This window comes from Nocardioides sp. ChNu-99, from assembly GCF_029493445.1.
In the GTDB taxonomy this organism is placed as follows: Bacteria; Actinomycetota; Actinomycetes; order Propionibacteriales; family Nocardioidaceae; genus Nocardioides.
In genome coordinates this window covers 1-21,313 of the sequence record NZ_JAHWBL010000018.1, presented here as the reverse complement: position 1 = coordinate 21,313, position 21,313 = coordinate 1, and the positions used below count along the sequence as shown (strand labels likewise).

Below are 21,313 nucleotides of genomic sequence, written 5' to 3'. Positions count from 1 at the left end.
GGCCCCCGGCACCGAGTGGTGCCGGGGGCCGTGCTGCGTCGGGAGGGGTACGGCGGTGCGTCAGGCGACCGCGCGGAAGGGGTCGTGCTCGGCGAGGATGCGCTCGATGCGGGCCTGGTCGATGCGGCTGACGACCGACGAGCTCTCCTGGGCGTCGCGCACGCACTTGGCGAGCGTGAACGACGACGTGACGAGGAAGAGGCTGCCGAGCGCCAGGAAGGCGCGGATCCAGGGGTCGACGGGCACGTAGATGATCGCGACGATCATCGTGGTCAGCGCGACGGCGAAGGCGATACCGGCCTGCGCGTAGAAGGCGCTCGTGTTCTTGGCGGGCTGCTCGGGCAAGGAGGAGGTCATGCGGAACAGCCTCGTGGGGGGCGGGGGGCCGGCGCACCCGTCGTCGTACTCAGGTCGGCCTGAGTCGATCAGCGCGCCGACGCTGGTCGCGCGCCTCCGGGCCGCCGGCTGCGTGTACGCCGAGGACGAGGCGGCCGCGCTCCTGGCGGCCGCCGCCGGGCCCGGTCGTGGGGCGCCGTGGCTGGAGCACGTGGTGGCGCGCCGGGTCGCCGGTGCGCCGCTGGAGCACCTGCTCGAGGAGGTCGAGCTGGCGGGGGAGCGGATGGCCGTCACCGCCGGGATGTTCGTCCCCCGGGCGCGCACCCGGGTGCTCGTCGACGTCGCCCGTGCTCGGCTGCCGCTCGGCGGCGTGCTGCTCGAGCTGTGCTGCGGCGCGGCGCCCGTCGCCACCCTCGTCGGTCGCGCCCGCCCCGACGTCACCGTGCTCGCCGCCGACGTCGACACGGCGGCCGTCGCAGTCGCGCGCCGCAACCTCGCGGGGATCGTCGGTCTCGCCGGCCCCGCCGAGGCCCACGCCGGGGACCTGTACGACGCGCTGCCGCCCCGCTGGCGCGGCCGGGTCGACGTGCTGGTGGCGAACGCGCCGTACGTGCCGAGCGCGGCCGTGGCGACGATGCCGCGGGAGGCCCGCGAGCACGAGCCCCGCGTCGCCCTCGACGGCGGGCCGGACGGCACAGCGGTGCAGCAGCGCGTGGTCGCGGGGGCCGCGGCGTGGCTGCGCCCGGGCGGGTTCCTGGCAGTCGAGACGTCCCGGGCCGGAGCGCCCACGCTCGCCGCCCGCTTCCGCGCGCACGGCCTCGTGCCCGAGGTCCACGTCGACGACGACGTGGACGGGACCGCCGTCGTGGGGCGCCTCGCCGGGGCCCGCGCCGGTCAGTACGGTGACGGGGCGTCGTCCGACCCCGCACCACCCGGGCGGGGACGTGACCACGGTGGACCCGAGCGCAGGGGAGGACACGCATGACGACGGACCGGGAGGGCTCGGGGCGCTACGTCGGCGCGATCGACCAGGGCACGACCAGCACGCGCTTCATGATCTTCGACCACGACGGCGTCGAGGTCGCGCGCCACCAGCTCGAGCACCAGCAGCTGCTGCCGCGTGCCGGCTGGGTCGAGCACAACCCCGTCGAGATCTGGGAGCGGACCAGCGCGGTCGTGCAGACCGCGCTCGGCAAGGCCCGGCTGTGCGCCGACGACCTCGTCGCCCTCGGCATCACGAACCAGCGGGAGACCACCGTGGTGTGGGACCGCCGTACCGGCCGGCCGCTGCACAACGCGATCGTGTGGCAGGACACCCGCACCGACCGGATCGCCACCGCGCTCGACCGTGACGGACGCGGCGACGTGATCCGGCACCGCGCGGGGCTGCCGCCCGCGACGTACTTCGCCGGCGGCAAGATCCAGTGGATCCTCGAGAACGTCGACGGTGTCCGCGCCGCGGCCGAGCGGGGCGACGCGCTCTTCGGCACCACCGACACGTGGCTGCTGTGGAACCTCACGGGTGGGCGCGACGGCGGGGTGCACGTCACGGACGTGACGAACGCCAGCCGCACCATGCTGATGGACCTCGAGACCCTGGACTGGGACGACGAGCTGCTCGGCTTCTTCGACATCCCGCGGGCGATGCTGCCCGAGATCCGGCCCTCGTCGGTCGCCGACGGGTACGGCGTCACGCGCGCGAGCGGGCCCTTCGCGGGCGAGGTGCCCATCACCGGCATCCTCGGCGACCAGCAGGCCGCCACGGTCGGGCAGGTGTGCTTCGCGCCCGGCGAGGCCAAGAACACCTACGGCACGGGCAACTTCATGCTGCTCAACACCGGCACCGAGATCGTGCGGTCGAAGGCCGGCCTCGTCACGACCCCGGCGTACCAGCTCGGCGACGCCCCGTGCGTCTACGCCCTCGAGGGCTCGATCGCGGTGACCGGCTCGGCGGTGCAGTGGCTGCGCGACCAGCTCGGGATCATCTCGGGCGCGGCCCAGTCGGAGTCGCTGGCCCGCCAGGTCGAGGACAACGGCGGGGTCTACTTCGTGCCGGCCTTCTCCGGGCTGTTCGCGCCGCACTGGCGCAGCGACGCGCGCGGCGCCATCGTCGGGCTGTCCCGCTACAACACGAACGCGCACCTGGCGCGCGCCACCCTCGAGGCGATCTGCTACCAGAGCCGCGACGTCGTCGACGCCATGGAGGCCGACTCCGGGGTGCGCCTCGAGGTGCTCAAGGTCGACGGCGGCGTCACCGCCAACGAGCTGTGCATGCAGATCCAGGCCGACGTGCTCGGCGTGCCCGTCAGCCGGCCCGTGGTCGCCGAGACCACGGCGCTGGGCGCGGCGTACGCCGCCGGCCTCGCGGTCGGCTTCTGGCGCGACACCGACGAGCTGCGGGAGAACTGGCACGAGGCGCAGCGCTGGCAGCCGACGTGGAGCGAGGAGCAGCGCGAGGACGGGCACCGCGGCTGGCGCAAGGCCGTCGAGCGGACGCTGGGCTGGGTGGACGTCGACTGACAGGCCCCCGGGAGGGTCGTTCGGGCCCTCGGAATCGAGATCGGTGGGTGCCCTGACGTAGCGTGGACCCACGTGCGTTTCCTCCACGACCGGGCCCCGGCCCACGACCTCACCTACGACGACGTCTTCATGGTGCCGCGGCACTCGACGGTGACGAGCCGGTACGACGTCGACCTGGCCACCACGGACGGCACGGGCGCGACCCTGCCGATCGTCGTGGCGAACATGACGGCCGTCGCCGGCCGCCGCATGGCCGAGACGGTCGCCCGCCGCGGGGGCATCACGGTGCTCCCGCAGGACATCCCCACCGACGTGGTGCGCGACGTCGTCGCCGACGTGAAGTCGCGCCACCTGGTCTTCGACACGGCCATCGAGCTGCGGGGCGACCAGACGGTGGGCGAGGCGCTGGCCCTCATCCCCAAGCGCTCCCACCGCGCGGCGGTCGTCGTCGAGGACGGCCGGCCCGTCGGGGTCGTGACCACCGACGACTGCGTCGACGTCGACCGGTTCACCCAGGTGCGCGACGTGATGTCGTCGTCGCTGGTGACCGTGCCGGCCGACGCGGACCCGCGGGAGGCCTTCGACGTGCTCGACCGGGCCCGCGTGCGGATGGCCCCCGCCGTCGACGCCGACGGTCGGCTCATCGGCGTGCTCACCCGGGTGGGCGCCCTGCGCGCCACGCTCTACACGCCCGCCACCGACGACGCCGGGCGGCTGCGGGTCGCGGCGGCCGTGGGCGTCAACGGTGACGTCGCCGGCAAGGCGGCGGCGCTCCTCGACGCCGGGGTCGACACCCTCGTCGTCGACACCGCGCACGGCGACCAGGGCCGCATGGTCGAGGCGCTCAAGGCGGTCCGGGCGCTCGACCCGGGCGTGCCGGTCGCGGCCGGCAACATCGTGTCCGCCGAGGGCACCCGCGAGCTCCTCGCCGCCGGTGCGGACATCGTCAAGGTCGGCGTCGGCCCCGGCGCCATGTGCACCACGAGGATGATGACCGGCGTCGGCCGGCCGCAGTTCTCCGCCGTGCTCGAGTGCGCCGAGGCGGCGCGCGCCGAGGGCGGTCACGTGTGGGCCGACGGCGGCGTGCGGCACCCCCGCGACGTCGCGCTCGCCCTCGCGGCCGGGGCGTCGTCGGTCATGGTCGGCTCCTGGTTCGCCGGCACCCACGAGTCGCCGGGCGACCTCCAGCTCGACGCCGACGGCCGGGCCTACAAGGTGTCGTTCGGCATGGCGTCCGCCCGCGCGGTGGCGCACCGCACCGCCACGGAGTCGGCGTACGACCGCGCCCGCAAGGGCCTCTACGAGGAGGGCATCTCCTCGTCCCGCATGTACGTCGACCCGCAGCGCCCCGGGGTCGAGGACCTCGTCGACCAGATCTGCGCCGGCGTGCGCTCGGCGTGCACCTACGCCGGTGCCCGCTCGATCGCCGAGCTGCACGAGCGCGCCGTCGTCGGCGTGCAGTCGGCGGCCGGCTTCCAGGAGGGACGCCCGCTGCCCGCCGGCTGGTGACGACACGGGTACGGCGTGCGGTCGACCGGGGGAGCGCCGGCGATCCCGGTGCTACCCGGGGCGGCCGTGACCGCGTCGGGCTCGGCGGTGGCGCTCGCGGGGTGGCCGTTGGCCATGTAGTCGCCCAGGCCCTCGCCGGGCTCGGTGCCCTCGTAGGAGAGCACGAAGTCGTCGCCGTGCTCCGTGACGCCGGCGAGGACGGCCTGCTCGACGGCCTGCACGGCGTACTGGCGGCGCACCACGACGGGGTCGGTGCGCAGGTCCTTCACCAGGGCGAAGCACAGGCCGATCATCACGAGCACGAACGGCACCGAGGCCGCGATGGTGATGTTCTGCAGGCCCTGCAGGGCGTCGGAGCCGCCGACGAGCAGCATCACGGCGGCGACCGCACCGGTCGAGCAGCCCCAGAACACGACGGTCCAGCGTCGCGGCTCGCTGGCGCCGCGCTCGGAGAGCTGGCCCATCACGATGGAGGCGGCGTCGGCGCCCGAGATGAAGAAGATGCCGACGAGCACCATGACGACGAAGCCCGTGAGCCACGCCAGCGGGTAGGCGTCGAGGACGGTGAAGAGCTGGTCCTCCAGGCCGGCGGCGCCGGCGATGTCGCGGCCCATCTCCTGCAGGTGGATGGCCGCGCCGCCGAAGATCGCGAACCACACCAGGCTCACGGCGGTGGGGACGAGCAGCACACCGGCGACGAACTGGCGGATGGTGCGTCCGCGCGAGATGCGCGCGATGAAGAGGCCGACGAAGGGCGTCCAGGACAGCCACCACGCCCAGTAGAAGATCGTCCAGCCCGAGAGCCAGGACGCGGCGGTCGAGCCGTCCGAGGCGGTCTCGGTGTCGGAGGGCACGCGGCCGGCCATCTCGGCGAGGTCCCCGCCGTACGACGCGAGGGCGCTCGGGACCATGTCGAGGATGAAGACCGTGGGGCCGACGACGAAGACGAAGAGCGCGAGGGCGAGCGCCAGCACCATGTTGATGTTCGAGAGCCACTGGATGCCGCGGGCGACGCCCGAGACGGCCGAGACGACGAACGCGGCGGTCAGGCCGGCGATGATCGCGACGAGCACGACGTTGCCGACCTCACCGACGCCGGCCACGATCTCCAGGCCGCTGCTGATCTGCAGGGCGCCGAGACCGAGGGAGGCGGCGGAGCCGAACAGCGTGGCGAAGATCGCGAGGATGTCGATGACCTTTCCGATCGGCCCGTGGGCGCGGCGGCCGAGGATCGCCTCGAAGGCGGCGCTGACGAGCTGCACGCGGCCCTTGCGGTAGACGCCGTACGCGACCGCGAGGCCGAGGACGGCGTAGATGGCCCAGGGGTGCAGGCCCCAGTGGAAGAGGGTGGTGGCGAGCGCCGTCTTCTGGTCGCCCGCCTCACCGGTGCCGGGCGGCCCGGTGGTGAAGTGGGAGACGGGCTCGCTGACGCCGTAGAACATGAGGCCGATGCCCATGCCGGCGCTGAACATCATGGCGATCCACGAGATGGTGCGGAACTCCGGCTCCTCGTCGTCGCGACCCAGCGGGATGGAGCCGTAGCGGCTCAGCGCCAGCCACAGGACGAACACGACGAAGCCCGACGAGGCGAGCACGAAGAGCCAGCCGAGGTGCTCGACGATCCAGGTGAGGGCCTGCGACGAGGCGCTCGAGAGCGAGTCGGTGCCGAGGAACCCCCAGAGGAGGAAGGCGAGCGCGAAGACCGCGGTCACGCCGAAGACCCACGGGTCGAGCGCGGCGGTCGCGGGTCGGCGCTCCACGGGCGGGGAGACGTCGAGCGCGGGGTGCGACCCCGTCTCGGTGGACGGCTCCGCGGTCGGCTCGTGCTGCGCCTCCGCGTCGTCGGCAGGGGACTTCGGGTCGAGAACGGTCACGCGTTCCTCTCGGGCTCACGGAGCGACGGCCCGTTGCTCGGGTCGCCGCCGGACCTCGCGACACTGCCTCAGATCGTTGCGGCGTGCAACTTCATCCCCGGCTGCTGCGCGCCGTGCGGCCCTTCGTGATGCCGACCATCTCCTGCGTGCGGTCGTCGTCGCGCTCCACGCGCCAGGCGAGGGCGACGGTCGTCGGGGGCAGGTCCGTCACGGGGCGGTGGACGACGTCCTTGCGGTGGTGCAGCCGGGCGACCGCCAGGGGCAGCACCGCCACCCCCGAACCGCTGGCTGCGACCTCGACCGCCTCGCGGTCGCTCATCACCGGCCAGGGCAGGCGCTCCACGCGGGCGACCTCGTGCCAGCCGGGCACCCGGGCGGGGTCGGTGACGAGCTGCTCGTCGGCGAGGTCGGCGAGCTCGACCTCCTCCACCGCGCCGACGACGTGGTCGAGACCCGCGACGACGACCTGCTGCTCGTCGTACAGGCGCACGACGTGGAGCCCGTCGGTGGCGACGGGCAGGCGGACGAGGCACATGTCGACCTCGTCGTCGCGCAGCACCCGCTCCTGGTCGCTCGCGGTCACCGGCACCAGCTCGAGGCGCTCGCGGGGGTGGCGCTCGCGCCAGCGGGCGGCCCACTTGTCGGGGGTGGCGCCGTCGACGAAGCCGAGGCGGAAGATCGTGGTCACGGGGCCAGCACATCACGAGCGGGACGCCGAGCCTGACGGCGGACTTAAGCGTATGCCTTCATTCTCGCGAAGTTAAGGAATATGCTTAACCCCATGGTCGTCTACGCCGTCATCGGCGACATCGTGGGCTCGCGCCGGGCCGCCTCCCGCGCCGCGGTGCAGGACGCCCTCGGGCCCGCCCTCGCCCGCGTCGACGCCGTCGTGCCGTCCCTCGACGGGCTCCTGCCCACGGTGGGCGACGAGTTCCAGGGCGTCTACGCGACCCTGGAGGACGCCGTCTCCGCCACCCTCCTCGCGCGCCTGCACCTGCTGCCGCACGCCGACACACGGTACGGCGTGGGGGTCGGCGAGCGCGAGGTCCTCGACGCGACGCGCACGCCACCGGTACAGGACGGCTCGGCCTGGTGGACGGCCCGCGCCGCCATCGACGAGCTGGGCCGCCCGTCCGCCCGGGCCCGCCGCGGCTGGTACGACGCCACCCACGCCCCGGGGGGACCCGGCGGGGCCGGCCTCGTCAACGCCTACCTCCTGTGCCGCGACGCCCTCGTCGACCGGCTGGGGGAGCGCGGGCAGCGCATCCTGGCGGCCTCGCTCGCCGGCGCGAGCCAGCGCGAGATCGCGGCGGCCGAGGGCATCTCGGAGCCGGCGGTCTCCCAGCACCTGCGGCGCGGCGTCGGCGCGGTGCGCGACGCCCACGCCGAGCTGCGGCGGTTCGCCGCGGCCGGCGCCGCCCACGCCGACGGGACAGGTGGACGCCCGACCCCGATGTGAGGATCGGGCGAAGATCCTGCTAACGTCTCCTCCGCACTCGTCCGGGTGGCGGAATTGGCAGACGCGCTAGCTTGAGGTGCTAGTGCCCTTATTGGGCATGGGGGTTCAAGTCCCCCCTCGGACACCGGAACCGGCCCCGGATCTCCTCGGAGATCCGGGGCCGGTCGCATTCCCGGGGACTGCACTTCTGGAGCGCGGCCGCCCGCGCTCTGGTACGACGTGGGGTGTGAGCGACTACGAGCCCGACGAGGCCCTCCACATCAGCCCCTCCGCACGGGGGCAACTTCCATCGCTCGTGCTGGTCCTGGCCCTCCTCGGCCTCTGCGTGGTCCTCGGTGTGACCGGCGCCGTCGAGCCGTGGCTGGCTGCGACCGGCAGCGCCGTGGTCGGTGCGGTCATCCTGGTCGGCCTCTGGGGGATGTGGCGGACCCGCGGGCCGTCGTGGGAGCTCCGCCTCGCCCGGGACGGGGTGACGGTGCGGGACGAGACGAACGTGCCGTGGTCGGACGTGCTCGAGGTCAGGATCACCGGGTTCCGCCCCCGGTGGATCTTCCTCGTGTCGCCCTACCGGGTCGTCTCCTTCGTGGGGCGCCCCGGCGTGGAGCTGCCGATGCTGCCGTCGACGCGGTGGCGAGCGTCAGGGACCGGGAACCGCGGGCTGCTGACTGCACTCCGGCAGCGCTGGTACGGCACGCAGCTGCTCGTCATGCCCTACGCCGTGGACGCCTCCGCCGCCACCATCGCCGACGCGGAGCAGCGGTTCAGCGACGTCCCCGTGCGCCGCGGCTGAGCGGCGCCCGCGGCCGGGGCCCAGCCGAGCCCCGGATCCTCAGCGCCGCGGCAGCGGGAGCGCGCCGGCCAGGCCCTGGACGAGCGCGAGCACCTCGGCGTCGGCCGCGGCGACCAGCCCGAACGGCGGGTCCTGCTGGGGGCGGTACGCCGTACCGTCGAAGTGTCCGACGGCGCCGCCCGCCTCGGTCAGCAGCAGGGAGCCGGGGGCGTGGTCCCACGGCTTGGTCGAGCCGAACACGGCGTAGTCGGCGGCACCCTCGACCAGCTTCGGGTAGTCGACGCCGCAGCACACCCAGGTCAGCTCGAGGGCGCGGAGCGTGCCGAGCGCGCGCCCGACCCAGGAGCGGCGACCGGTCACGCCGTGCAGGTCCGCCGCCACGGGCGGTCGCTGCAGCCGCTCGCCGTCGCGCCAGGCCCCGGCGCCGCGCTCCGCGACGTACGCCGCCTCGTGCTGCGGCTGCCAGATCCAGCTGCGCACGACCTCGCCCGCCCGCAGCTCCGCGACCATCACGGCGTGGTCGGGGGAGCCGTGCACGAAGTTCCGCGTCCCGTCCACGGGGTCGAGGGTGAAGGCGTGGTCGGCGGTGCGGAACGCGTCCAGCAGGCCCGCGTCGTCGGCGACGGCCTCCTCGCCCAGCACGAGGGCGGACGGGTAGGCCCGGCGCAGGGCCTCGCCGATGCGCGCCTCGGCCTCGCGGTCGGCGGCGGTGACGAGGTCACCGGGACCCTTCTCGCCCACCTCGTCGTCGGTCAGGTGACCGAACCGTGGCGTCACCACCTCGGCGGCGACCTCCTGGATGAGCCTGAGCACGTCGTCGGTGTCCACGGGAGGCAACGTAGCGCCCGCCCCCGGGCCGGCGGCCCGCAGAGCGACGTATCCCACCCGGGGGCCCGGGTACCAGACGGCATGGCCCATCCCCTCCGCCCGTCCGTCGTGATCGAGCAGGTCGCGCCGGGGCTGCACCGCCTCGGTCACGGTCCCGTCAACCTGTACGTCGTCCAGGACGGTGACCGCGTCGGCCTCGTCGACGCGGGCCTCCCCGCCACGCAGCCGGCCGTCGTCGAGCTGCTCGACCGGCTCGGTCACGCGCCGGGCGACGTCGAGGCGATCGCCGTCACCCACGCCCACTTCGACCACCTCGGGTTCGCCCGCTGGATGCAGGAGGAGCACGGCGTCCCCGTGCTCGTGCACCCCGACGACGGCCACCTCGCGGCCCACCCCTACAGCTACCGCCCGCGGCACAACCGGTTCGCGTTCGCGGGCCGCCACCCCGGCGGGTGGCCCCACCTGGCGGCCATGACGTCCCTGGGGGCGTTGCGCGTGCGGCCACCGCTGCGCACCACGCCGATGCTGCCGGGCGCGCTGGCCTCGTTCCCCCAGGGCCCCCGCGTCATCGCGACGCCGGGCCACACCGACGGCCACACGGTGCTGCACTTCCCGGAGGCCTCGGCGGTGGTGACCGGCGACGCGCTCGTCACCCTCGACCCCTACACCGGACGACGCGGCCCGCGCGTGGTCGCGTCGGGGGCCACGAAGGACCCGGAGGTGGCGGTCCGCTCGCTCGAGGCCATCGCAGCCACGGGCGCCGAGGTGGTGCTGCCGGGCCACGGCCTGCCCTGGTACGACGGAGCCGCGGCCGCCGCCGACCGCGCGGCCGAGGCGGGGGTGGCGTGATGGCCCGCTCGATCGCCGACCAGACGGACGCCGAGCTGGGCGGCACCTGGAGCATCCTCGTGCGCCAGAAGCGGGACCACGTCCACCTCGACCGGCTGCTGCACCAGCTGGGTGAGACCAGGCCCAGCAGCACCGAGCGGCGCGACGTGCTCCACCGGGTCGCCCGGCTCGTCTTCCCGCACGCCTTCGCGGAGGAGTCCGTCGTCTGGCCCGCCGCCCGTCGCGTGCTGCCCGACGGGGAGGCGCTGACGCTGCAGGTGGAGCAGGAGCACCAGGAGGTCAACGAGCTCTGGACCGAGCTCGAGTCCGACGGTCTCCCGCTCGAGCGGCACCAGGCCCTCGTCGACCGTCTCGTCGAGGTGCTCCGCGAGGACGTCCGCGACGAGGAGGACGCGTTGCTGCCGCGCCTGCAGGACGCGCTGTCGACCGCCCGCCTGCGCGCCCTCGGGGTGGCCTGGGAGGCGGTGCGGCGCACCGCCCCGACCCGTCCGCACCCGCTGGTGGCCCGGCGCCCGCCGGGCAACGCCCTCGCGGCGCTGCCGCTGACGGTCATCGACCGCAGCCGCGACCTGCTGGACGTCGGGGCCCGGCACGGGTCAGCCGCGATGGCCCCCGCGCTGCACCGGGGCAGCACCGCCCTGGCCGGCGTCGCCGGACGCGTGGAGCAGGCCGGCGTGCTGCGGCACGGCGACCGCTCCAGCACCCACCGGGGCCGCGATCGCTGAGGCGGTCGCGACCACCACCGACCGGACCGACAGGCCCGGAGCCACCGCGGCGCGCGCCCACCGGCGCGCGCCGCGGCGCGCGGCGAGGAAGACGGCACCCAGCACGGCCAGGTAGAGCGTGGCCAGCGCCGGGGCGGCCGGGGTCGAGGCGAGCTGGGACAGCAGGGCGACGGTCATGGCGGCCTCCGGAGTCGGTGGGCGGGTCAGGTGGGCGGGTCAGGTGAGCAGGAGCAGCAGGGTGCCGACGAGCAGCGCCGGCACGGTGGTCACCGCCGCGGCGACGACGGCCGAGCGGGGCTGCAGGGCGAGCATGGGGATGAGCGCGTCGCCGTCCTGGCTGAGGGCGTTGGCGACGAAGGTCGAGACGGGCATGCCGCCGGCGGCGAACAACCCGCAGAACACGATCTGGAGCGCGCAGCCGGGCACCAGCCCGACGAGCGCGGCCACCAGCACGCCGACGAACCCGACGAGCGGCAGGTCGGCGGGGGAGAAGCCGGTGGTGGCGGAGAGCAGGGACCAGCCGACGAACGCGAGCGCCACCCAGCTGGTGACCACCGCGACGTCGTGCGCGCCGGCCCGCAGCACGCCGGCCATGTCGCTGGGGCCCGCGGGGCACTGCTTCCCACGGCCGGCGAGCAGGTAGCAGAGCGCGGCCAGGGTGCCGGCGCACCCGACGACCAGCGACGGGTCGACTCCGCCGAGGGCGGGACCGAGCGCCGCGGGGTCGAGCAGCCGGAACGTGGCGGGGATGCTGAGCGCTGCGCCCACCACCAGCAGCAGCCACAAGACCGCCACGGGCGCCCGGGAGGCGTCGGCGAGGGAGACGGCGGGGACCGCCGTACCCGGCACGGGGCCCGGGAGCGGACCCGGCCGGCCCGTCGGAGCTGCCGGGCCGGTCGGGGGAGCGACGGCGGCGGCGCCGACCAGCACGGGTACGGCGGGTGCGGCCGCCCGGGGGGCGTCGGCGCGGGGGTCGAGGCCGAGGGCGTCGACGACGTACCCGGTCACCGCCCCGACCACGAGCATCAGCGCCTTGATCTGCACCATCAGCAGGGGGTCGGCCGCGAGGAGGACCCAGGAGGCGTCCCCCATCGTGGCGACGAGGGCGGCGACCGCGGTGCCGTAGGACACCGCGCCGCGGCCGTGGAGGCTGACCACCAGGATCGCGCCGCCGCAGCCCGGGGGCATGGTGAGGGCGGCCCCCGCCAGTGGGGCCAGCCCGCGGCGACGACGCAGGACGTCGTCGATCCGGTGGCCCCACCGCAGGCGCGCCCAGCCGAAGGGGGCGACCAGGAGGGCGACGAAGACGCCGACCCCGAGGAACGCGTCCGCCATCGGGCGCCAGAGGAGCTCGGTCATGGGTGGTCAGCTCACTCGCCGGTGAGCTTCTCCTTCGCCTTGTGCAGGAGGTTCTCGGCACCCTGCGCGTAGGCGCCGGCCGCGTTGCCCGGCTTGCCGGGGCCCTTGCTCCCGTCGTACGTCGCGAAGAGCAGCGGGTCGGGGGCGGGCACCTCCTGGATGTCGTCCCCGAGCGGGCGGCCCTCCTCGAAGGCGATCGTGTGGCCCCCGATGATCGTCGTGCCCTGCGCCCAGCGGCCCTCGTGGGCGGTGCTGCCCTCGTGGAAGCTGTAGAACGTGCGTCCGGGCTCCGTCTTCTCCTCGGCGGCGAGGGAGTCCTCGATGCCGTCGGTGAAGCCGTCCTCGATGAGCTGCTCGATGCCGAGCAGCCACTGCTGCTGGTGGAACGTGTCGCGGGCCAGGTTGAACTGCAGCGTCTCCTTGACCCCCGGGTCGTCCGTCATCTGGTAGACGCGGGCGGTCTGCAGCCGGCTCTGCGCCTCGGCCGCGACGTTGCTGCGGAAGTCGGTGAGCAGGCTGCCGCTGGCCACGATGTAGCCGCCGTTCCACGGCACGCCCTGGCTGTTGGTGGGGGTCGCGGCGCCGCCGGTGACGATGGCGTGCTGCACGTTCTGGCCCCCGAGGACCGCGGCGAGCGCCGGGTTGGCGGCGGCGGCCTCGGCCTGGGTCTCGGACGGGGCGCCCTCGAGGAGGCGGGCCATCATCGTCACGAGCATCTCGACGTGGCCGATCTCCTCCGTCCCGATGTCCATGATCATGTCCTTGTACTTGCCGGGCATCCGGCAGTTCCAGCCCTGCCAGAGGTACTGCATCATCACGGTCATCTCGCCGAACTGACCGCCGACGAGCTCCTGCAGCTTCGCTGCGAAGAGGGCGTCGGGGCGCTCGGGCTTGACGTCGAACTGGAGCTCCTTGCTGTGGCGGAACACGGTGTCTCCTCTCGGCGGCGGCGACGGTCGCTGCCTCCCGACGACGACACTCACAGCCGGCCGTGACGCCGGCGTGGGCGCGACCGTGCGCGGTCGCGTCGAACTCCCGTCGTCACCCCGTGGCCCCACTCGTGGCCCCACTCGTGGCCCCACTCGTGTCGCGCCCGCGCCGCCCCCGTGGCCCGTCGCGTCCGTGGTCCGTCGACCCGGCGTGGGGGCCGGCGCGACCCGGGCGTCACCGCCGCGTCACCGGGGCGTCACGACGGCCGCGAGGGCCCGCCGTACCGGGCAGCAGGGGGCCCGCATGAAGGCGACCGGCGCGGGCACCTGTAGGAGGGAGCAGGGGGAGGTACGAGGATGACCACAGCGCGGCTCACGCTGCTGGGCGGCTTCGCGGTGACGTTCGAGGACGAGCCGCTGCGCGTCTCCCGCGCGGGTCAGCGGCTCCTCGCGCTGCTGTGCCTCGAGCGTCGTCGCGGTCGCGCGCCACGCTCTGCCGCGGCCGAGCGGCTCTGGCCGGACCTGCCTCCCGGACGCGCGGCGTCGAACCTGCGCTCCGTGCTGTGGCGCCTGCCCCGACCGCGCGGCCGGGTGCTCGTGCGCTCCGACTCGGCCTGCGTCTGGCTCGACCCCGACGTCGACGTCGACCTCGTGCGGGCCGAGGGTCTCGCGCAGGCCCTCTGCGCCGAGCCGCCGCCGGAGTCGGTCGACGAGGACCTCGGGCTCCTCGACCTCGACCTGCTGCCCGACTGGGACGAGCCGTGGCTCCACGTCGAGCAGGAGAGCTACCGCCAGAAGCGGCTGCACGCCCTGGAGCGGGGCGCGGTGGGCCTGCGGGGCGTCGGGCGCTACAGCGCGGCGCTCGCTGCCGGGCTCGCCGCGGTCCGGGCGGAGCCGCTGCGCGAGACCGCCCACCGCCAGGTCATCGAGGTGCACCTCGCCGAGGGCAACCACGCCGAGGCCCTGCGGCAGTACGACGGCTACCGCCGCCTGCTCGCCACCGAGCTCGGCCTGCCCCCGTCGCCCGCGATCCGGGCCCTCGTCGGCCCGCTGCTCGGCCGCCCGCTCGACCACCGCTGAGGCGCCCCGGCTGGCATGCTCGGACCCATGAGCACCGACACCGCTGCCGCCGCCACCGCCCTCCTGCGCCTGCACACCGACCCGGCGATCCTCACCGTCGTCAACGTGTGGGACTCCATCTCGGCGAAGGTCGTCACCGACCTGCCGGGCACGACCGCCCTGGCCACCGCGAGCCACTCCATCGCCGCCTCCCGCGGCTACGAGGACGGCGAGAACATCCCCGTCGACGAGATGGTCGAGGAGGTCCGCCGCATCGTCGCCGCCACCCACCTGCCCGTCACGGCCGACCTCGAGGGCGGGTACGGCGACGCCGCCGCCACCGTGCGGGCCGCCATCGCCGCCGGGGCCGTCGGGGCCAACCTCGAGGACCAGCTGAAGCCCCTCGACGAGGCCGTCGCCCAGGTCGAGGCCGTCATGGCCGCGGCGGCCGACGCCGGCGTGCCCGACTTCGTGCTGAACGCGCGCACCGACGCGTTCGTCAAGGGCGCCGCCGACCCGCTGGCCGAGGCCGTCACCCGCGGCCGCGCCTACCTCGAGGCCGGCGCGCCCGTCGTCTTCGTGCCGGGCCCGCTCGACGAGGAGCAGATCGGCACGCTCGTCGACGCCTTCGGCCCGCAGCGCCTGACGGTCATCGGCCTGCCCGGGGTGCCGTCGCCGTCGCGCCTGCAGGAGCTGGGCGTCGCCCGGGTGTCCTACGGCCCGCTCTCGCAGCGGGTGGCGCTGACCGCGCTCGCGGAGCTCGTCGAGGCGGTGCACGCCGACGGTGGTGTCCCGGAGGGGACGCGCCCGCTCAACTGAGGGTCCGCCGCTCAGCGCACCACCGCGACGAGCGCGACGCCTGCGAAGGCGAACAGCCAGCTCGCCAGGCTGCCGACCAGGAAGTACTCCGTCACGTCGCTCGGCCCGCCCGGCGGCGGCGTCCCCGGCGTCGGCGCGCGCAGCTCCGGGAACCGCAGCAGGGCCTTGGCGGCGATGACGAGCGAGGCCCCGGTCAGGTTGCCGGCGAGGCCGAGGCCGACGACGACCACCCGCTCCATCGGGCCCAGCACCCGGCCGCCCTTCAGCTGCTTCTCGTTGTCGTGGGCGGGGACGCCCACGAGGTCGAGCAGGAGGCGCACGACGACGTTCGCGGTCGACACCTGCACCAGCAGCACCCCGGCGACGAGCAGCAGCAGGTCGGCGTCCGTGTCGGCCGCCACGCTCCGGTCCACCAGCCGCTCGAGCGCGGCGACCTCGCCCATGGCCGGGCCGCACAGCACGACCGCGACGAGCCCGGCCAGCAGCGCGACGTACGCCGTCGTGAACAGCCAGCGCCCCCGCACCAGCGGGACCCCCGCCGGCAGGGCGCGGGCGCGGCCCAGCGCGGCGGCCGAGGCGAGCACCCACAGCGCGGCGGACGCCCCGACCCCGGCCCAGCCCCACCAGCCCCGGCCCGACGGGTCGGCCGCGAGCGCGGCGACGACGGTGCCGGCCAGCGTCGCCCCGGCGAGGGTGAGCCGCCGGCGCAGGCTGGTGAGGTCGCGGTGGGCGCGGAACAGGTCGCAGGCGCCCAGCAGCAGGAGCCAGGTCGCGACGCCGGTCACCGCGGGCCCCCGCCCGCCGGGACCCCCGAGGTCGACGTGTGCATGGCAGCAGCCTGCCCCACGCCACCGACGCTGTCGGTGCGAGGTCCGTCCCCGGAGCCGGGGTCTGGTCGCGCCTGCGAGGATGGCGCGCATGAGCGACGAGACGAGCAACCCGGGAGCCGACGCGTCGTACGCCCCCTCCTACGACCCCGCCGCAGAGGTCGTGGAGCTGTGCCGCGACCTCATCCGCATCGACACCTCGAACTACGGCGACGACTCGGGGCCGGGGGAGCGGAAGGCCGCCGAGCACGTGGCCACCCTCCTCGACGAGGTGGGCATCGACGCGCGGCTCTACGAGTCGGAGCCCGGGCGCACGTCCGTGGTGGCGCGCTGGGGCGGGTCCGAGGGCGACCCGCTGCTGCTGCACGGCCACCTCGACGTCGTCCCGGCCGCCGCCGAGGACTGGCAGGTGCACCCCTTCTCCGGCGAGGTGCAGGACGGCTACGTGTGGGGCCGCGGCGCCGTCGACATGAAGGACTTCGACGCGATGCTGCTCTCCGTCGTCCGCGCCCGCGCCCGGGCCGGCCAGGTGCCCGACCGCCCGATGGTGCTCTGCTTCACCGCCGACGAGGAGGCCGGCGGTCACAAGGGGGCCCAGGTGCTCGTCGAGCACCACGCCGACGAGCTCGCCGACTGCACCGAGGCCGTCGGCGAGGTCGGCGGCTTCAGCGCCACGGTGCGCGGGCGCCGGGTCTACCTCGTCGAGGCCGCCGAGAAGGGCATGGCCTGGATGAAGCTGACCGCGCGGGGCCGCGCGGGGCACGGCTCGATGGTCAACACCGAGAACGCCGTGACCGACCTCGCCGGGGCCGTCGCCCGCATCGGCGCCCACCGGTGGCCCGTGCGGCTCACCCCCACGATGGAGGTGCTCCTCGCGACCATCGGCGAGCTCGCCGGCGTGCCCGCCACGCCGGAGAACGCCCCCGCGCTGGTCGAGGAGTTCGGCGGTGCCGCGCGCATGCTCGGCAACGTCATCCGCAACTCCACCAACCCGACGATGCTGAGCGCCGGCTACAAGGTCAACGTCGTGCCGACCGAGGCGACCGCGCACGTCGACGGCCGCTTCCTGCCCGGCTTCGAGGACGAGTTCTTCGCGACGCTCGCCGAGCTGACGGGGGAGGACGTCGAGATCGACTTCGTCTCCCACCAGCAGCCGTGGGAGACGCCGTACGACGGCGACCTCGTCGACGCGATGAGCCGCAGCCTCCTGGCGGAGGACCCCGACGCCCTCGTGGCGCCGTACCTCATGAGCGGGGGCACCGACGCGAAGCACTTCCGGCAGCTCGGGATGCGCTCCTACGGCTTCGCGCCGCTGCGCCTGCCCGCCGACCTCGACTTCACCGCGCTGTTCCACGGGGTCGACGAGCGGGTGCCCGTCGACGCGCTCGAGTTCGGCGCGCGGGTGCTCGACCGGTTCCTCGGCGACGCCTAGCTCGCCCAGAGGGTCGGGCGCTGGCGGATGATCTTGCGGCGCACGACGACGCGGCGCCCGCCGTCGGTGGCGATCCGCACCCGGTCGAGCTCCCAGCCGCCGTGCTCGGCCATCTCGACGAGCGCCTGGCGCACCGCGTTGCGGGAGAGGTGGCGCGCGAGCACCACGTCGCGGTACTCCCACTCCACTCCCGGGGAGAGCGTGCGGCGGGGACGCTGGGGCGGTCGGGTCACGCAGGTCACCTCCGGGGGCGGGTGGGACTCGGGCGGGTGGGACTCAGTCGAGGGCGGACACGTCGTCGAGGGCGTCGGCGATCTCGGCCGGCAGCACCTTGTCCTCGACACCGAGGACCGAGCGTAGCTGGGCGGCGGTACGCGCCCCGACCACCGGTGCGGTGACGCCGGGACGGTCGCGCACCCACGCCAGGGCGACCTCGGCGGGGGACCAGCCCAGCCCGTCGGCGGCCTTCACCACCGACTCGACGACGCCGCGGGAGCGGTCGTCGAGGTAGGGCTCGACGAACGAGGCCAGGTGGGACGTCGCGGCGCGTGAGTCGGTCGGCGTGCCGGTGCGGTACTTGCCCGTCAGCACGCCGCGCCCCAGCGGCGACCACGGCAGCAGGCCCAGCCCCAGGTGCTCGGCGGCCGGCACGACCTCGACCTCGACGGCGCGGTTGAGCAGGGAGTACTCGACCTGCAGCGAGGCCAGCGGCGCCCGGCCCGGCACGGCCTGCTGCCACGTCGCGGCGCGGGCCACCTGCCAGCCGGTGTAGTTCGAGACCCCCGCGTAGAGCGCTCGACCGGTGGCCACCGCGTGGTCCAGCGCGGCGAGGGTCTCCTCGAGCGGCACGTCGTCGGACCACACGTGCACCTGCCACAGGTCGACCCGGTCGGTGCCGAGGCGGCGCAGGGAGGCGTCCAGGGTGGTGAGCAGGGCCCGGCGCGAGGTGTCACGGGCGCCACGGCCGGGGGTGCCGCGGCGCTGGCCCAGCCCCGCCTTGGTCGCCAGCACGACGTCGTCGCGGGCCACCACGTCGCCCAGCAGGGACCCGAGCAGCTCCTCGGCGGCGCCGTCGCCGTACGCCGCCGCGGTGTCCAGCAGCGTGCCGCCGCGCTCGGTGAAGGCGCCCAGCGCCTCGCGCGCCTCGTGCTCGTCGGTGTCGCGGCCCCAGGTCATGGTGCCCAGCCCCAGGCGTGAGACGCGCAGGCCCGTCGCGCCGACCGTTCGCTGATGCATGCGGGCCAACCTATCCACCCCGGTGCCGCGCGGCGCGCGAGGACGCGCCGCCACCGTGAGGTGACCCACACCGCACGCGCCGGCCGCCGCGGGCCGCGCCCCACCGGCGGCCCCGTAGGCTCACCGCCCGTGTGGGACTACCTCCAGGGCGTCGTGCTCGGCATCATCCAGGGACTGACCGAGTTCCTGCCGATCTCGAGCAGCGCGCACCTGCGCATCTTCCCGGAGCTCCTCGGCTGGGAGGACCCCGGTGCGGCGTTCACGGCCGTGTGCCAGATCGGCACCGAGCTCGCCGTGCTCCTCTACTTCCGCAAGGACATCTGGCGCATCGCCTCGTCGTGGCTGCGCTCCTTCGTGCGGCCCGAGCTGCGCGGCCACCTCGACACGCGCATGGGGTGGTTCATCATCGTCGGCTCGCTGCCGATCGTGGTGCTGGGCCTGCTCTTCGAGGACGCGATCGACAGCGCCCTGCGGAGCCTGTGGATCGTCGCCACGATGCTGGTCGTGCTCGGCATCGTGCTGGGCGTCGCCGACCGCTACGGCTCCACCGAGCGCACCCTCAAGGACCTGACGGCCGGGCACGCCGTCCTCATGGGCCTCGCGCAGGCGGCCGCGCTCGTGCCCGGCGTCTCCCGCTCCGGCGCCACCATCTCGATGGGCCGGGCCCTGGGGTACGAGAGGGAGGTCACCGCCCGCTACGCCTTCCTGCTCGCGATCCCCGCCGTCCTGGGCGCCGGGGTCTACAAGCTCAAGGACGTCCCGGGCTCCGACAACCCCTACGGCTGGGGTCCGACGATCACCGCGACCGTCGTGTCCTTCTTCGTCGGGTACGCCGTCATCGCGTGGCTCCTGCGCTACGTCTCCACGCGGTCGTTCCTGCCCTTCGTCACCTACCGCGTCGTCCTGGGCTTCGGCGTCATGGGCCTGCTCGCGGCGGGCGTGCTGAGCGCCTGAGCGCGTGAGCGCGCCGGGGGTCGGGCGTAGGGCGTAGGGCGTAGGGGGCGCCTACATCCAGCCCGACCGCTTGAACTGCCACCACAGGAACCCGGAGATCAGCACCATGAGGGCCAGGGCCATCGGGTAGCCGAGCGTCCAGTGCAGCTCGGGCATGTGGTCGAAGTTCATCCCGTAGACCGCGGCCACGAGCGTCGGCCCCGCCACGAGGGCGACGCCGGACGAGATCCGGCGCATGTCCTCGTTCTGCTGCACCGAGATGCGGGCCACCTGGGCGTCGAAGGCCGCCGCGAGCAGGCCGTCGAGGTACTCCACCACCTCCGTCACCCGCGTCAGGTGGTCGGCGACGTCCCGGAAGTACGGTGCCGCCTCGTCCGCCACGCCGTCGACGTCGACGTCGCCGGCCACGATGCGGCGCAGCGGCTCGCGCAGCGGCAGCACGGCCCGACGTACCTCGGCCAGCTCGCGCTTGAGGGTGTAGATGCGGGCCGTGTCGTCGGTGCGCACCGGTGAGAACACCGACGCCTCGACCTCGTCGACGTCCACCTCGAGGCTCGTCCCGACCTCCGCGTAGTCGTCGACGACGCGGTCGCACAGGACGTAGAGCACCGCCGACGGCCCGTGGCTCAGCACCGACGCGCGCCGCTCCAGGTCGAGCCGCACGCCGTGGAGCTCGCTGCCGGCGCCGTGGCGGACGTGGACGACGAAGTCGCGCCCCACGAAGACGGCGATCTCGCCGGTCTCGACGGCGTCCTCGGCGTCGACGTACCACAGCGTCTTCAGCACGACGAAGAGCTGGTCGTCGTAGCGCTCGAGCTTGGGCCGCTGGTGGGCGTTGACCGCGTCCTCGACCGCCAGCGGGTGCAGGCCGAAGTGCTGCGCGACCTCGCCCATCTCCGCGGCGTCGGGCTCGAACAGGCCGACCCACACGAAGTCGCCCGGCTCCCGTGCGGCGATCACGCCGGCGAGGTCGCTGGCGGCGCAGTCCACCTCGACCCGCCGCCCGGCGCGGTAGAGGGCGTTGTCCACGATCACGGGCACAACCTAGGCCCCCCGATACTGTCGGGCCCATGCCGACCGTCATCCTCCAGCGCCACGGCCGCACCACGGCGAACGCCGGGGGTGTGCTCGCGGGGCGCACGCCGGGCGTCCGCCTCGACGCCACCGGGGAGCGCCAGGCGGAGGACGCCGCCGCCCGGCTCGCCGTCGTGCCGCTCGCCGCCCTCGTCTCCAGCCCCCAGGAGCGGTGCCGGCAGACCGCGTCGTACGTCGCCGCCCACCGCCCCGCGGACGCCCCGGCCCGCCCGGAGGTCGAGGTGGACGAGGGGCTCGCCGAGTGCGACTACGGCGACTGGCAGGGCAGCCCGATCGCGGAGCTCGCGAAGGACCCGCTGTGGAAGGTCGTGCAGCAGCAGCCGTCCGCCGTGCGGTTCCCCGGCGGCGAGACCCTGCGGGCGATGCAGCAACGCGCGGTCGAGGCGGTCCGCCGCCGGGACGCAGAGGTGGCGGCCGCCCACGGCGACGGCGCCGTCTGGCTCGCCGTCACCCACGGCGACATCGTCAAGGCCGTGCTGGCCGACGCGCTCGGGCTGCACCTCGACCTGTTCCAGCGGCTGCACGCCGACCCGGCGTCGCTCACGGTGATCCGCTACACCGCCGCGCGCCCGATGGTGCTGCAGACCAACACGCACTCCGGCGACCTGTCCTGGCTGGCCGCGCCGCCCGCCACGGCCACCCCCGCGGCGTCCGGCGCGGGCGCCACCGGCGCCGACGCGGGGGACGCGGTCGTGGGGGGCGGCGCCGGGCCC

Annotated in this window: 22 protein-coding genes and 1 tRNA gene; 13 read left to right on the top strand and 10 right to left on the bottom strand. The window is 74.9% G+C overall.

Annotated elements, in window-relative coordinates; genetic code table 11:
- Positions 1-60: 60 nt before the first annotated feature.
- Positions 61-357 (bottom strand): YiaA/YiaB family inner membrane protein, encoded by a 297-nt coding sequence (locus tag KK617_RS08150; RefSeq protein WP_277499391.1) that lies wholly within the window; start codon positions 355-357, stop codon positions 61-63.
- On the opposite strand from KK617_RS08150, the gene KK617_RS08145 reads away from it, so the two are divergent.
- The 3 genes from KK617_RS08145 (at position 356) to KK617_RS08135 (ending at position 4,365) form a co-directional block, all read left to right on the top strand.
- Positions 356-1,321: a methyltransferase gene (locus KK617_RS08145; protein ID WP_277499390.1), complete on the top strand. Its 966-nt coding sequence runs from the start codon at positions 356-358 to the stop codon at positions 1,319-1,321. The genes KK617_RS08150 and KK617_RS08145 overlap by 2 nt on opposite strands.
- Positions 1,318-2,856 (top strand): glycerol kinase GlpK, encoded by a 1,539-nt coding sequence (gene glpK, locus KK617_RS08140; RefSeq protein WP_277499389.1) that lies wholly within the window; start codon positions 1,318-1,320, stop codon positions 2,854-2,856. Before KK617_RS08145 ends, glpK begins: the two co-directional genes overlap by 4 nt.
- Positions 2,857-2,928: 72 nt before the next feature.
- The gene (locus tag KK617_RS08135; protein ID WP_277499387.1) at positions 2,929-4,365 is read left to right on the top strand and encodes a GuaB1 family IMP dehydrogenase-related protein; all 1,437 of its coding nucleotides are present in this window, start codon (positions 2,929-2,931) and stop codon (positions 4,363-4,365) included.
- Here the strand turns inward: KK617_RS08135 and KK617_RS08130 are convergent.
- Both KK617_RS08130 and KK617_RS08125 read right to left on the bottom strand, forming a co-directional pair.
- Positions 4,260-6,239 (bottom strand): BCCT family transporter, encoded by a 1,980-nt coding sequence (locus tag KK617_RS08130; protein ID WP_277499386.1) that lies wholly within the window; start codon positions 6,237-6,239, stop codon positions 4,260-4,262. The genes KK617_RS08135 and KK617_RS08130 overlap by 106 nt on opposite strands.
- Positions 6,240-6,330: 91 nt before the next feature.
- Positions 6,331-6,927, bottom strand: a complete 597-nt coding sequence (locus KK617_RS08125) for a LysR family transcriptional regulator substrate-binding protein (protein WP_277499384.1) — start codon at positions 6,925-6,927, stop codon at positions 6,331-6,333.
- 93 nt (positions 6,928-7,020) lie between these two features.
- On the opposite strand from KK617_RS08125, the gene KK617_RS08120 reads away from it, so the two are divergent.
- The 3 genes from KK617_RS08120 to KK617_RS08110 all read left to right on the top strand — a co-directional run bounded on the left by KK617_RS08120 (position 7,021) and on the right by KK617_RS08110 (position 8,488).
- Positions 7,021-7,698 carry a SatD family protein gene (locus KK617_RS08120; protein ID WP_277499383.1) on the top strand — a complete coding sequence of 226 codons (678 nt, stop codon included), beginning with the start codon at positions 7,021-7,023 and terminating at the stop codon, positions 7,696-7,698.
- Positions 7,699-7,737: 39 nt separating this feature from the next.
- Positions 7,738-7,822, top strand: a tRNA-Leu gene (locus tag KK617_RS08115).
- Positions 7,823-7,924: 102 nt separating this feature from the next.
- Positions 7,925-8,488, top strand: a complete 564-nt coding sequence (locus KK617_RS08110) for a hypothetical protein (protein ID WP_277499382.1) — start codon at positions 7,925-7,927, stop codon at positions 8,486-8,488.
- A 39-nt stretch (positions 8,489-8,527) separates the two neighbouring features.
- Here KK617_RS08110 and KK617_RS08105 read toward each other — a convergent pair whose 3' ends face one another.
- On the bottom strand, positions 8,528-9,316 hold the full coding sequence (locus KK617_RS08105; protein WP_277499380.1) for an inositol monophosphatase: 789 nt from the start codon (positions 9,314-9,316) through the stop codon (positions 8,528-8,530).
- An 81-nt stretch (positions 9,317-9,397) separates the two neighbouring features.
- On the opposite strand from KK617_RS08105, the gene KK617_RS08100 reads away from it, so the two are divergent.
- Complete coding sequence (locus KK617_RS08100) at positions 9,398-10,165, top strand: MBL fold metallo-hydrolase (protein WP_277499379.1); 768 nt, start codon at positions 9,398-9,400, stop codon at positions 10,163-10,165.
- Positions 10,165-10,890, top strand: a complete 726-nt coding sequence (locus tag KK617_RS08095) for a hemerythrin domain-containing protein (protein ID WP_277499438.1) — start codon at positions 10,165-10,167, stop codon at positions 10,888-10,890. The genes KK617_RS08100 and KK617_RS08095 overlap by 1 nt, the downstream gene beginning before the upstream one ends.
- Before the next feature lie 216 nt (positions 10,891-11,106).
- Here KK617_RS08095 and KK617_RS08090 read toward each other — a convergent pair whose 3' ends face one another.
- Both KK617_RS08090 and KK617_RS08085 read right to left on the bottom strand, forming a co-directional pair.
- Positions 11,107-12,249, bottom strand: a complete 1,143-nt coding sequence (locus tag KK617_RS08090; protein WP_277499378.1) for a putative manganese transporter — start codon at positions 12,247-12,249, stop codon at positions 11,107-11,109.
- An 11-nt stretch (positions 12,250-12,260) separates the two neighbouring features.
- On the bottom strand, positions 12,261-13,178 hold the full coding sequence (locus KK617_RS08085) for a manganese catalase family protein (RefSeq protein WP_277499377.1): 918 nt from the start codon (positions 13,176-13,178) through the stop codon (positions 12,261-12,263).
- 357 nt (positions 13,179-13,535) lie between these two features.
- Here KK617_RS08085 and KK617_RS08080 point away from each other — a divergent pair, with 357 nt between their 5' ends.
- Together KK617_RS08080 and KK617_RS08075 are read left to right on the top strand one after the other, a co-directional pair.
- Positions 13,536-14,258: a BTAD domain-containing putative transcriptional regulator gene (locus tag KK617_RS08080; protein ID WP_277499376.1), complete on the top strand. Its 723-nt coding sequence runs from the start codon at positions 13,536-13,538 to the stop codon at positions 14,256-14,258.
- A 27-nt stretch (positions 14,259-14,285) separates the two neighbouring features.
- On the top strand, positions 14,286-15,056 hold the full coding sequence (locus KK617_RS08075; RefSeq protein ID WP_277499375.1) for an isocitrate lyase/phosphoenolpyruvate mutase family protein: 771 nt from the start codon (positions 14,286-14,288) through the stop codon (positions 15,054-15,056).
- A gap of 11 nt (positions 15,057-15,067) precedes the next feature.
- Here the strand turns inward: KK617_RS08075 and KK617_RS08070 are convergent, their stop codons facing one another.
- Positions 15,068-15,841, bottom strand: coding sequence for a hypothetical protein (locus KK617_RS08070; protein WP_277499374.1), 774 nt, complete (start codon positions 15,839-15,841; stop codon positions 15,068-15,070).
- 133 nt (positions 15,842-15,974) lie between these two features.
- On the opposite strand from KK617_RS08070, the gene KK617_RS08065 reads away from it, so the two are divergent.
- Positions 15,975-17,315, top strand: a complete 1,341-nt coding sequence (locus KK617_RS08065) for a M20/M25/M40 family metallo-hydrolase (RefSeq protein WP_277499372.1) — start codon at positions 15,975-15,977, stop codon at positions 17,313-17,315.
- Here KK617_RS08065 and KK617_RS08060 read toward each other — a convergent pair.
- A complete protein-coding gene (locus KK617_RS08060) occupies positions 17,312-17,548 on the bottom strand; it encodes a DUF5703 family protein (RefSeq protein WP_277499370.1) in 237 nt (78 codons plus the stop codon). The genes KK617_RS08065 and KK617_RS08060 overlap by 4 nt on opposite strands.
- Positions 17,549-17,591: 43 nt before the next feature.
- Positions 17,592-18,551, bottom strand: a complete 960-nt coding sequence (locus tag KK617_RS08055; RefSeq protein WP_277499368.1) for an aldo/keto reductase — start codon at positions 18,549-18,551, stop codon at positions 17,592-17,594.
- Positions 18,552-18,680: 129 nt separating this feature from the next.
- Here KK617_RS08055 and KK617_RS08050 point away from each other — a divergent pair, with 129 nt between their 5' ends.
- Positions 18,681-19,505, top strand: a complete 825-nt coding sequence (locus KK617_RS08050) for an undecaprenyl-diphosphate phosphatase (protein WP_277499366.1) — start codon at positions 18,681-18,683, stop codon at positions 19,503-19,505.
- A gap of 51 nt (positions 19,506-19,556) precedes the next feature.
- On the opposite strand, the gene KK617_RS08045 is transcribed toward KK617_RS08050, so the two are convergent.
- On the bottom strand, positions 19,557-20,540 hold the full coding sequence (locus KK617_RS08045) for a magnesium and cobalt transport protein CorA (protein WP_277499365.1): 984 nt from the start codon (positions 20,538-20,540) through the stop codon (positions 19,557-19,559).
- Between the two features lie 35 nt (positions 20,541-20,575).
- Here KK617_RS08045 and KK617_RS08040 point away from each other — a divergent pair.
- On the top strand, positions 20,576-21,313 hold a 738-nt coding region (locus KK617_RS08040), incomplete at its 3' end, for an MSMEG_4193 family putative phosphomutase (RefSeq protein WP_277499364.1).